This window comes from Streptomyces sp. NRRL B-3229, from assembly GCF_000719505.1.
Classification (GTDB): Bacteria; Actinomycetota; Actinomycetes; order Streptomycetales; family Streptomycetaceae; genus Streptomyces; species Streptomyces griseorubiginosus.
On record NZ_JOGP01000048.1, the window covers coordinates 1 to 10,616 of the forward strand.

8 protein-coding genes and 2 pseudogenes are annotated in these 10,616 nt (G+C 72.9%); 8 read left to right on the forward strand and 2 right to left on the reverse strand.

The window, feature by feature from the left end; genetic code table 11:
* Positions 1-428: 428 nt before the first annotated feature.
* The 7 genes and pseudogenes from IF54_RS40670 to IF54_RS0138185 form a co-directional block, all read left to right on the forward strand.
* A pseudogene (locus tag IF54_RS40670) lies at positions 429-788 on the forward strand (myo-inositol-1-phosphate synthase); the annotation flags it as partial.
* 251 nt (positions 789-1,039) lie between these two features.
* A complete protein-coding gene (locus IF54_RS0138160) occupies positions 1,040-2,311 on the forward strand; it encodes a UbiA family prenyltransferase (RefSeq protein WP_051735704.1) in 1,272 nt (423 codons plus the stop codon).
* 155 nt (positions 2,312-2,466) lie between these two features.
* A complete protein-coding gene (locus IF54_RS0138165) occupies positions 2,467-3,465 on the forward strand; it encodes a sugar phosphate isomerase/epimerase family protein (RefSeq protein WP_051735705.1) in 999 nt (332 codons plus the stop codon).
* Positions 3,462-4,268 (forward strand): EboA domain-containing protein, encoded by an 807-nt coding sequence (locus tag IF54_RS0138170; protein ID WP_030327269.1) that lies wholly within the window; start codon positions 3,462-3,464, stop codon positions 4,266-4,268. Before IF54_RS0138165 ends, IF54_RS0138170 begins: the two co-directional genes overlap by 4 nt.
* Complete coding sequence (locus tag IF54_RS0138175) at positions 4,268-5,128, forward strand: TatD family hydrolase (protein ID WP_030327270.1); 861 nt, start codon at positions 4,268-4,270, stop codon at positions 5,126-5,128. The genes IF54_RS0138170 and IF54_RS0138175 overlap by 1 nt, the downstream gene beginning before the upstream one ends.
* 3 nt (positions 5,129-5,131) lie before the next feature.
* Positions 5,132-6,301 (forward strand): metabolite traffic protein EboE, encoded by a 1,170-nt coding sequence (gene eboE / locus IF54_RS0138180; RefSeq protein ID WP_030327271.1) that lies wholly within the window; start codon positions 5,132-5,134, stop codon positions 6,299-6,301.
* A complete protein-coding gene (locus tag IF54_RS0138185; RefSeq protein ID WP_030327272.1) occupies positions 6,298-7,737 on the forward strand; it encodes a nucleotide pyrophosphatase/phosphodiesterase family protein in 1,440 nt (479 codons plus the stop codon). The genes eboE and IF54_RS0138185 overlap by 4 nt, the downstream gene beginning before the upstream one ends.
* Before the next feature lie 661 nt (positions 7,738-8,398).
* Here IF54_RS0138185 and IF54_RS44285 read toward each other — a convergent pair.
* Positions 8,399-8,830 (reverse strand): annotated as a pseudogene (locus IF54_RS44285) (molybdopterin dinucleotide binding domain-containing protein); the annotation flags it as partial.
* Between the two features lie 371 nt (positions 8,831-9,201).
* A complete protein-coding gene (locus tag IF54_RS0138195) occupies positions 9,202-10,173 on the reverse strand; it encodes a 2-dehydropantoate 2-reductase (protein ID WP_030327274.1) in 972 nt (323 codons plus the stop codon).
* Positions 10,174-10,363: 190 nt separating this feature from the next.
* Between IF54_RS0138195 and IF54_RS40140 the strand changes: the two genes are divergently transcribed.
* Positions 10,364-10,616, forward strand: a 253-nt coding sequence (locus IF54_RS40140; RefSeq protein WP_037821162.1) for a GntR family transcriptional regulator, incomplete at its 3' end; no start/stop codon positions are given.

Here is a 10,616-nt window from a genome sequence, read left to right on the forward strand (position 1 = left end):
GACCGGCTCCAGGGCGCGCCGGAGGCGTTGAAGAGCCTCAAGCGGTACGACTTCGAGGCCCCGTCGGCCTCCTTCGACGCAGCATTCGGAGGCGGCGAGTAATTCTCTCCGGTCCTGGGCGTGCTCCGGCGGGGCGGCGGACTGGCGGGGCGGCGGACTGGCGGGGCGGCGGACGTGCGGGTCGGTGGACCGGCGGGCCAGAGGGGCGGCGGGTCGTCGGCGCGCGGGGAGAGCCTGCGCCCGGCAGGGGTCCCGTCCCCGTGCCCTGAGCGCCGCCCCGCGCCGCCGTCGGCGCACCCCTTGATCGAGCGAGACGGTCGGGGCGCCGCACCCCGGACCGCCCTCTTCACCTCCCGTCGCGGCGATGCGCGCAGCACGCGCTCGGCCGTCCCGGGGGCCTGCGTACCACCTGTTCTAGGAGGCTGTTCATGTCCGCGTCCGTTTCTGTACCGCGGGTCGGAGTCCGGCTGATCGACGCTCGCGGGTCCGTCGCCACGACGCTCGTCACGGGCGGCGCGGCCCTCACCGCGGGGCCGCACCCGCCGACAGGGCTGGTCACCGAGAAGCCCCCCTTCACCGACGGCGGACTGTCCGCCCTGGCCTCCCTGGCCTCCTTGGCGTCCTTGGCCTCTTTGGCCTCCTTGGCCTTCGGCGGCCACGACACCGTGGACCGCCGCCTGTCCGAACGGGCGGAGGCACTGGCGGCCGGCAGTGTCCTGCCCCATGGCCTGACAGCCGCCATGAGCGCCGAACTCGTCGCCGCGAGAAGGGAGATCAGTCCCGGCGGTCGTCGCCAGCCGAGAACGGGCTCGGTCGACGCCGGTCGCTCCGGGGAGCAGCAGTGACGGCGCGGGGGGCGGCGGCACCGTACGACCCGTCCGCAGTCGGCGGCCGGACGCAGCCGAAGCCCGCTGCACTCCCGTCGCCGCTGACTTCACCCCGCCCAGGGGGACGGAAACGTATCCGCGCGGGCGGCGTCAGCGTTCGCGTTCGCGCCCGCGCCTGGGCTGAGCTCCTGCGCCTTCCGGCCCTGTTCACCGTGCCCGGCGACGCACTCGCCGGCACCGCGGCAGTCTCCGCGCGCCCCACTCCCCGCACCTTCCTCGCCATCGCCTCCTCTCTCTGCCTCTACGAGGCGGGCATGGCCCTCAACGACTGGGCCGACCGTGACGTGGACGCCGTGGAACGCCCGCACCGCCCTCTGCCTTCCGGCCGTATCCGTCCCGCGGCGGCCCTGGGCGCGGCCTGCGTTCTGACGGGCGCGGGCCTCTCCTTCGCAGCCTGGGCGGGCCGCCCGGCCCTCACCGTCGCGGTACCGCTGGCGGCCACCGTGTGGGCGTACGACCTCACCCTGAAGAACACACGGTTCGGCCCGGCGGCGATGGCGACGGCACGGGGGCTGGATCTGCTGCTGGGGGCGTCGTCGGCGGCGTCTGCTGCGGGAGCGGGGGCGGGAGCGGGGGCGGCGCGGAGGACGGGCGACGGCGGTGCCGGGCCGGTGGGTGGTGGCGGAGTGCGTCGGGTGGTGGGTTCGTTCGGGCCGGGCGGGTTGGTGGGTGCGTTCGGTGTGAGGGCTGATGCGGTCGGGGACCTGCGAGGGGTCGCGGTAGGGCAGAGGGCCGATGCGGACGGGGGCCTGCGAGGGTTCGGCGTAGGGCAGAAGGCCGACGCGGTCGGAGCCCGGGTCTCCGCCGTCGCCGACGAGGCGCGTGCCGCCTCCGTAGTGGCTCCCGCATCGACCGCCTTCCAAAGCATCCGGCAGGCTCTCCCCTCCGCCGCTCTCCTCGGGGCCCACACCCTCGCGCTCACGACCGTGTCGCGTAAGGAAGCGCAGGGCGGCTCACCCCTAGGTCCCTTGGCGGCGCTGGCCACGACTGCCGCACTGACCCGCCTCGTGGCCCGGCCACGGTCGCTCCCGACGGACCGGACCGGCGAAGGCCGACGCTCCAGCGAACCGCCCTCCCTCAAGCACCGGACAACTGCGGCCCGTTCCCTCCCGCAAGGACCCGTCACGCCCCCTCCCCAAGGCGACTCCCGCCTCTGGCGCCTCGACGACCCGTCCGCCGCTCTCCGTGCCGCCCTCGCCACGGCCTACGCGGTCACGGCCGCGCGCCCCTACTTCCACGCCGTGCTCAACCCGTCACCCCCGCTCACGCAACGCGCCGTCACCGGGGGCATCCGCGCCACGATCCCTCTCCAGGCGGCCCTCGCATCCCGCTCGGGTACGAAGTCCGCGACACTCACCGCCCTCCTCACCGCCGCCCTCGCCCCCCTGGCAACCCGCTTCGCGAGAAAGGTGAGCGTCACATGACCAGCCCCCTCCCCGAGCCCAGCCCCGAAGCCCACACACCGGCCCCGCCTTCTCCGCCGGAGCCCACCCCCGGTACCACCGGAGCCGCCTCGGCCTTTTCGCCGGAGCCCATCCCCGGTACCACCGGAGCCGCCTCGGCCTTTTCGCCGGAGCCCATCCCCGGTACCACCGGAGCCGCCTCGGTCTCTTCGCCGGAGCCCGCCCCCGGCACCACCAGAACCGCCCTCGCCCGCGTCGCGCGATCAGCCCCCACCCCCTCCGGCGCAACGACCTCCACCCCACTCCCACCCACCCCCCAACTCCGCTTCGGCTACGGCACCAACGGTCTCGCCGACCTCCGTCTCGAAGACGCTCTCTCCCTCCTCGCCGACCTCGGTTACGACGGGGTCGGGCTGACGCTCGACCACATGCATCTCGACCCCCTCGCCCCCGACCTCGTCGCCCGCACTCGTCGCCTCGCGCAGCGGCTGGACGAGCTCGGGCTGACGGTCACTGTCGAGACGGGGGCCCGCTACGTGCTCGACCCGCGCCGCAAGCACGGCCCCTCCCTGCTCGACCCCGACCCCGACGACCGCGCCCGCCGTGCCGACCTGCTGGTGCGAGCCGTCCAGGTCGCGGCCGACCTGGGTGCCCACGCCGTGCACTGCTTCAGCGGCGTCACCCCGGCCGGCACGGACCCGGACCTGGCCTGGAAGCGGCTCGCCGAGGCCCTCGCCCCGGTACTGGAAGCGGCCACCACCGCCGGCGTCCCCCTCGCCGTCGAACCCGAACCGGGCCACCTCCTCGCCACCCTCGCCGACTTCCACCACCTCCGTACCGCCCTCGGCGACCCCCCGGCCCTCGGCCTCACCCTCGACATCGGGCACTGCCAGTGCCTGGAGCCCCGATCACCCGCCGACTGTGTCCGCGCCGCGGGCCCCTGGCTGCGTCACGTCCAGATCGAGGACATGCGCCGCGGAGTCCACGAACACCTCCCTTTCGGCGACGGCGACATCGACTTCCCACCCGTCCTCGCCGCCCTGGCCGAAACCGGCTACGAGGGCCTGACCGTCGTCGAGCTGCCCCGCCACTCCCACGCGGGCCCCCACTTCGCCGAACTCTCCCTCCCCTTCCTCCGTCAGGCAGTGGCGCTCTCACAAGGAAGCACCCCATGACCCACTCCCAGGCCCAAGCCCAGGCCCAAGCCCAAGCCCAGGTCCCGGCCCACCAGGCGGCCTCCCTGGCTAACACCCAGAGGGGACCCGCCACCCCTGACCCCCACACCCCGCTCACCGCCCTCCACCGCCACCTCGCCGCCCGACTCGGCGAAGCCGCCCGTGCCTGGCTCGACCAGGCCCTCGCCGAGGCCGCCGCCCACCCCGGCACCCACGGCCCCATCTCCCCGTGGGAGTTGCGTCTCGCCGAGGCCGGACGCCGCTGCGGGCCCGAACACGCCGACGCCGTCCGCGTCCTGATCCTGCACGCGGCCCGCGCCGACACCGACGCCCTCACCCGCGTCTACGCCCAGGGCACCGCCGCCGAACGCCGAGCCGTCCTGCACGCCCTGCCCCACCTGGTGTCCGGCCCGCAGGCACTCCCGCTCGTCGAGGACGCCCTGCGCACCAACGACACCCGGCTCCTGGCCGCCGCCGTCGGCCCCTACGCCGCCCGCCACCTCGCCGCCCACCAGTGGCGTCACGCCGTCCTGAAGTGCCTGTTCACCGGCGTGCCCGTCACCGAGGTGGCCGAACTGGACCGGCGTGCCCGCGCGGACGCCGAACTCGCCCGCATGCTCGGTGACTACGCCGCCGAACGCACCGCCGCGGGCCGGCCCGTCCCCCAGGACCTGTACCGCGTCCTGACCCTGACCGACCCCGAGGCCGGCCCACCCGCACCGGCCGCCGACCACGGCACCAGCGGCGCCCAACGCCCCCACACCGCCCCCGGCGCCGACGGCGCCCACGGCAAGGAGTCCTGATGCGCATCTTCGACCCCCACATCCACATGACGTCACGGACCACCGACGACTACCAGGCCATGCACACCGCAGGAGTGCGCGCTGTGGTCGAGCCGTCCTTCTGGCTGGGCCAGCCCCGCACCTCGCCCGCCTCCTTTTTCGACTACTTCGACGCCCTGCTGGGCTGGGAGCCCTTCCGCGCCGCGCAGTACGGCATCGCCCACCACTGCACGCTCGCCCTGAACCCCAAGGAGGCCAACGACCCCCGCTGCACCCCGGTCCTCGACGAACTGCCCCGGTATCTCGTCAAGGACCAGGTCGTGGCCGTGGGCGAGATCGGCTACGACTCCATGACCCCGGCCGAGGACACCGCCCTCGCCGCCCAGCTCCAGCTCGCCGCCGACCATGGACTGCCCGCGCTCGTCCACACCCCGCACCGCGACAAGCTCGTGGGCCTGCGCCGCACCCTCGACGTCGTCCGCGAGTCCCGCCTGCCGACCGACCGGGTCCTGGTCGACCACCTCAACGAGACCACCGTCAAGGAGGCCAAGGACAGCGGCTGCTGGCTCGGTTTCTCCGTCTACCCGGACACCAAGATGGACGAGGAGCGGATGGTCGCGATCCTGCGCACCTACGGCCCCGAGCAGGTCCTGGTGAACTCCGCCGCCGACTGGGGCCGCAGCGACCCCCTGAAGACCCGTAAGGTCGGCGACCTCATGCTCGCCGAGGGCTTCAGTGAGGACGAGGTCGACCGGGTGCTGTGGCGCAACCCCGTTGCCTTCTACGGCCTCAGCGGCCGCCTCGACCTCGACGTCCCGGTCACCGACGTCACCCACGAGGGCAACTCCATCCTGCGCGGACCGCAGAAGACGGAGGCGTGAGCCATGCGCTTCCGCCACCCCGACGGCACCACGGTCCACCTCGCCTACTGCACCAACGTCCACCCCGCCGAAACCCTCGACGGCGTCCTCACCCAGCTCCGCGACCACTGCGAACCCGTCCGCCGCCGCCTCGGCCGCGACCGCCTCGGCATCGGCCTGTGGCTCGCCCGCGACGCCGCCCACGCCCTGGTCACCGACCCCTCCGCACTGCGCGAGCTGCGCACCGAACTCGACCGCCGCGGCCTGGAGGTCGTCACCCTCAACGGCTTCCCCTACGAGGGCTTCGGCGCCGAAAAGGTCAAGTACCGCGTCTACAAACCGGACTGGACCGACCCCGAACGCCTCGAACACACCACCGCCCTGGCCCGCGTGCTGACCGGACTCCTGCCCGACGACGTCACCGAGGGCAGCATCTCCACCCTTCCGCTCGCCTGGCGCACCGGCTACGACGAAGCGGACGCCGAGAAGGCCCGCACCGCCCTGCTCACCCTCGCCGAACGTCTCGACGCCCTCCACGAACTGACCGGCCGCTCCATCCGCGTCGGCCTCGAACCCGAACCCGGCTGCGTCGTCGAGACCACCGGCGACGCGATCGCCCCCCTGACGGCGATCGCCCACGACCGCATCGGCATCTGCGTCGACACCTGCCACCTCGCCACCTCCTTCGAGGACCCGCACACCGCCCTGGACGCGCTCACCACCGCCCGCGTCCCCGTCGTCAAGTCCCAGCTCTCCGCTGCCCTGCACGCCGAACACCCCCACCTCCCCGAGGTCCGCGAGGCACTCGCCGCCTTCGACGAACCCCGCTTCCTGCACCAGACCCGCACGGCCACCGCCGCCGGTCTGCGCGGCACCGACGACCTCGGCGCGGCCCTCGCCGCGGACGCCCTGCCCGACGGCGCACCCTGGCGCGCCCACTTCCACGTCCCCCTGCACGCCGCCCCCGCCGCACCCCTCACCTCCACACTCCCGGTGCTCCAGGCCGCCCTGACCCGGCTCGTCGGCGGCCCGCACCCCCTCACCCGCCACCTCGAGGTCGAGACCTACACCTGGCAGGCCCTCCCACCCGCACTGCGCCCGCGCGCCCGCACCCAGCTCGCCGACGGCATCGCCGCCGAACTCACCCTCGCCCGCGACCTGCTGACCGACCTCGGCCTCAAGGAGCTGCCATGAGCCCCCAGCCCCCGCAAGCCGCACCGGCAGCGGCCGCCACCGACCCGGGGCCCCCCGCCGCGCGACCCACCCCCCTCCTCGTCCTCGACGTGGTCGGCCTCACCCCCCAACTCCTGCACCACATGCCCCACCTCAAGTCCCTCGCCCAGTCCGGCTCCCACGCCCCGCTCGGGACCGTCCTGCCTGCCGTCACCTGCGCCGCCCAGTCCACCTTCCTCACCGGCGCCCACCCCAGCGAGCACGGCATCGTCGGCAACGGCTGGTACTTCCGCGAGCTCGGCGACGTACTCCTGTGGCGGCAGCACAACGGTCTCGTCGCCGGTGACAAGCTCTGGGACGCCGCCCGCCGCGCCCACCCCGGCTACACCGTCGCCAACATCTGCTGGTGGTACGCCATGGGCGCCGACACCGACTTCACCGTCACCCCCCGCCCCGTCTACTACGCCGACGGCCGCAAGGAACCCGACTGCTACACCCGGCCCCCGGCCCTGCACGACGAACTCACCGACAAGCTGGGCACCTTCCCCCTCTTCCACTTCTGGGGCCCCGGCGCGGACCTGGTCTCCAGCCAGTGGATCATCGACGCCACCCGCCACATCATGGGCACCCGCCACCCCGACCTGACGCTCTGCTACCTCCCTCATCTCGACTACGACCTCCAGCGCTTCGGCCCCGACGACCCGCGCTCCCTGAAAGCCGCGGCCGACCTGGACCGGGCGCTGGCCCCGCTCCTGGACGACGCCCGCGCGGAAGGCCGTACCGTCGTCGCGCTGTCCGAGTACGGCATCACCCGCGCGGACCGCCCCGTCGACATCAACCGGGCCCTGCGCCGCGCCGGACTACTGGAGGTGCACACGCAGGACGGCATGGAGTACCTCGACCCGATGGCCTCCCGTGCCTTCGCGGTCGCCGACCACCAGATCGCCCATGTCTACGTGCGCCGCCCCGAGGACCTGGACGCCACCCGCGCCGCCCTCGACGGACTGCCCGGCCTGGAGCAACTCCTCGACGACGAGGGCAAGAAGGCCCACCACCTCGACCACCCGCGCGCCGGCGAACTCGTGGCCGTCGCGGAACCGGACGCCTGGTTCACGTACTACTACTGGCTCGACGACGACCGCGCGCCCGACTTCGCGCAGCTGGTCGAGATCCACCGCAAACCCGGCTACGACCCGGTCGAACTGTTCATGGACCCGCTCGACCCCTACGTCAAGGTCAAGGCGGCCACCGCGCTGGCCCGCAAGAAACTGGGACTGCGCTACCGCATGGCGGTGGTGCCCCTCGACCCGTCACCTATTCGCGGCAGCCACGGCCGCCTCCCCGAGAGCGACGACGACGGTCCGCTCCTCATCTGCTCCACCCCCCGTGCCGTCGACGACCGCATCGCGGCCACCGACGTGAAGTCGCTCCTGCTCCGACTGGCCGGACTCACCTGACCGGCCGGACCTTCCTGGCTGGTCCCCAGTGAAGCACCCGCCACTGACAACGCCCCGGGCACCGAGGAGTCCCGGGCATGAGCCGACTGAGGCGGGACCCCGAAGGCGCAGGGGGCGCTCCCCGCCGGTCGGGGTCCCGCCGTCGTGTAAACGGGCAGGCCGGCCGAGCCCGGACCGCCGCGGCGGCCGGCAGGGCGAGCCGGCGTACACCCGCGTACACGTTCATGGAGTGCCCGCACGCACAGCCGGACGGGGGCCGAAGGCCCGGTCCGACCACGCACGAGCCGGATGGGGGCCGAAGGCCCGGTCCGACGCACGGCGAGCACGGCACCGGAACATGGCCCCCGGCCCGGTCGAGGACCTGTGCGGCCGCGCCGAGCCGGTCGGGGAGGCTCGCGAGGACGCCGGGTTCGACACGGACCGGGGGAGTGCGGGGAACGAATCGCCGAGGCGCTGCGGGGACCGCGCCGGGTCTCGCCTTGCCGGACGGGCCGCGGGAGGAAGTCGTACGCCCGCCCTGCGTCAGAGTCCCGGCCATGAGCGGGTCGGGATGGAGCCAGACGTCTCCGCCTCGGACGGGACTCGCCGTCGCGGACGAGCCCCATTCCGTCAACGTCGCGCGCCACTCCGGGCCTTTCCGCCACTCGCCCCATGGCCGACCTCAGCTCCGCAGCGCCGTGGCCGGCGACTTCTCGATGCGGATCGCGGCGGCCTCGAACTCCGCGGCCCCCGCGATCGGACAACGAGCCCTGGCCACATACTCGTTGCCGTCCGTCCCGTTCGACGGCTCGGTCATGAACGCCAGGCCCGGACGCAGCGCCGGGTCCACCCACACCGGTGCCGTCGTCGCTCCTCGCCGGGTCACCACCCGCACTTCCTCGCCGACCACCACGCCGTAGCGCTCGGCGTCCTCGGGACTCAGCTCGACGCACTCTGTGCGCCGAAGCGGCGACGCTGAACCGCCCCTTGGGAGACGGAAGTTGTGTGCGTCGAGGCGCCTCCCTCTCGTCAGCCGAAGCGGATAGCGCTCGTCCGTCAGATCGACCGGAGGGGGATGCTCGACGAGCTGGAAGGGCGCCCGGCCGTCACGACCGCCTTGCTCGCGCCCGACGAGCAGCTCCAGGTTGTGCCATGCGCGGACCGCACCTCCGTCGTACTCGGCGATGCCCGACGGCAGGCCTGGCTCGCCGTAGGCCCAGGCCCGCGCCAACTCCCTTATGGACGTGGCCCGTACGCCCGTCACCTTCACCGCGAGCGACAGCGTCCACGGTTCGACGAGTCTCCGGTACTCCTCGTACCCCGAGGTGGCCCGCACGATGAACTCCCGGTCGGCCAGGCCCGCTTGGATGATGTCCCGGCCGACCGCATGGGCCATGGGAACGGCGGTACCGGCGTTCGGGACCGCGGTGCCCACCGCCGACCGGGTCCGGCCGACGGATCCGGGCGCGTGGGTGCTCAGTTCCGTCATGCGGCGGACCGGAGGGCGAGGAGGTCGGAGAGGGCGTGGACCGTGCGCAGGGTGGGCACGTCCACCCCGGTGATCTCCGCCAGCTCGATCACGGCGGTCAGCAGGACGTCGAGTTCGAGGGGCTTGCCGCGCTCCAGGTCCTGGAGCGTGGACGTACGGTGGTCGCCGACGCGTTCGGCGCCGGCCAGGCGCCGCTCGATGGAGACGCCTACGGTGCAGCCGAGGGCCTCGGCGACCGCGAGGGTCTCGGCCATCATCGTCTCGATGACCTTGCGGGTGCCGCCGTGCAGACACATCTGCCGCATGGTGGCGCGGGCCAGTGCGCTGATCGGGTTGAAGGAGATGTTCCCGAGCAGTTTGAGCCAGATGTCGTCGCGCAGGTTCGCCTCGACCGGAGCCTTCAGACCACCCAGCCGCATGGCCTCACTGAACGCCAGACACCGCTCCGACAGGCTCCGGTCGGGCTCGCCGATGGAGAACCGGGTGCCTTCCAAGTGCCTTACGACCCCGGGAGCTTCGAGCTCGGTGGCCGCGTAGACGACACACCCGATGGCCCGGGAGGGCGCGAGCACCGCACTGACCGCACCCGCCGGGTCGACGCTCTCGACGCGGTGGCCGTCGTGGGGGCCGCCGTGCCGGTGGAAGTACCACCAGGGGATACCGTTCTGGGCCGCGATGACGGCGGTGGTGTCGTGGAGAAGGGGATCGATGAGCGGCCCGCACGCCGCGTACGAGTTGGCCTTCAGGCCGAGGAAGACGTAGTCGACCGGGCCGATCTCGGCCGGGTCGTCGGTGGCATGGACGTGGGCGGTGAAGTCACCGCGGGGGCTGAGGACCTGGACGCCCTGCCCGCGCATCGCCGCCAGGTGGGGGCCACGGGCGACGAGCTGCACATCCGCGCCGCCACGGTGCAGGGCCGCACCTACGTATGCGCCGATCGCACCGGCGCCGAGAACTGCGACTTTCATGACGAGGAAGCTCCGTTCGGTGAGGGTGACCGAGGAACTGTCGACTTTGTCGACTGGATATTGTCTACAGGATGGAGTCAGAGGTCAGCAAGACTCGTGAAGCACTTGTGCGCCGTAGACTGTAGGCGAAAGCCAATCGACAGTTGGCACTCAGCTACAGCGGCAACGCTGTACAGGAGGGACCGCGATGTTGCCGACCACAGGACTGCCGTACGGCACCGTGCCCAGGCTCGAGCGCCCAGGACCCCTGCGTGATCGTGTGTACGGGGCGTTGTTGGAGTTGATCACGACGCGTGCGCTTCAGCCTGGTCAGCATCTGGTGGAGAGTGAGCTGGCGGGTCATCTGGGGGTGTCGCGGCAGCCGGTGCGGGAGGCGTTGCAGCGGTTGAACACGGAGGGGTGGGTGGATCTGCGGCCGGCTCAGGGTGCGTTTGTGCATGAGC

What these genes read in the sequence shown, in the direction of transcription:
- IF54_RS0138175 (WP_030327270.1), top strand. Translation starts at nt 4,268, where the DNA reads ATGCGCATCTTCGACCCCCACATCCACATGACGTCACGGACCACCGAC.
- eboE (WP_030327271.1), top strand. Translation starts at nt 5,132, where the DNA reads ATGCGCTTCCGCCACCCCGACGGCACCACGGTCCACCTCGCCTACTGC.
- IF54_RS0138195 (WP_030327274.1), bottom strand. Translation starts at nt 10,173, where the DNA reads ATGAAAGTCGCAGTTCTCGGCGCCGGTGCGATCGGCGCATACGTAGGT.
- IF54_RS0138170 (WP_030327269.1), top strand. Translation starts at nt 3,462, where the DNA reads ATGACCCACTCCCAGGCCCAAGCCCAGGCCCAAGCCCAAGCCCAGGTC.
- IF54_RS0138185 (WP_030327272.1), top strand. Translation starts at nt 6,298, where the DNA reads ATGAGCCCCCAGCCCCCGCAAGCCGCACCGGCAGCGGCCGCCACCGAC.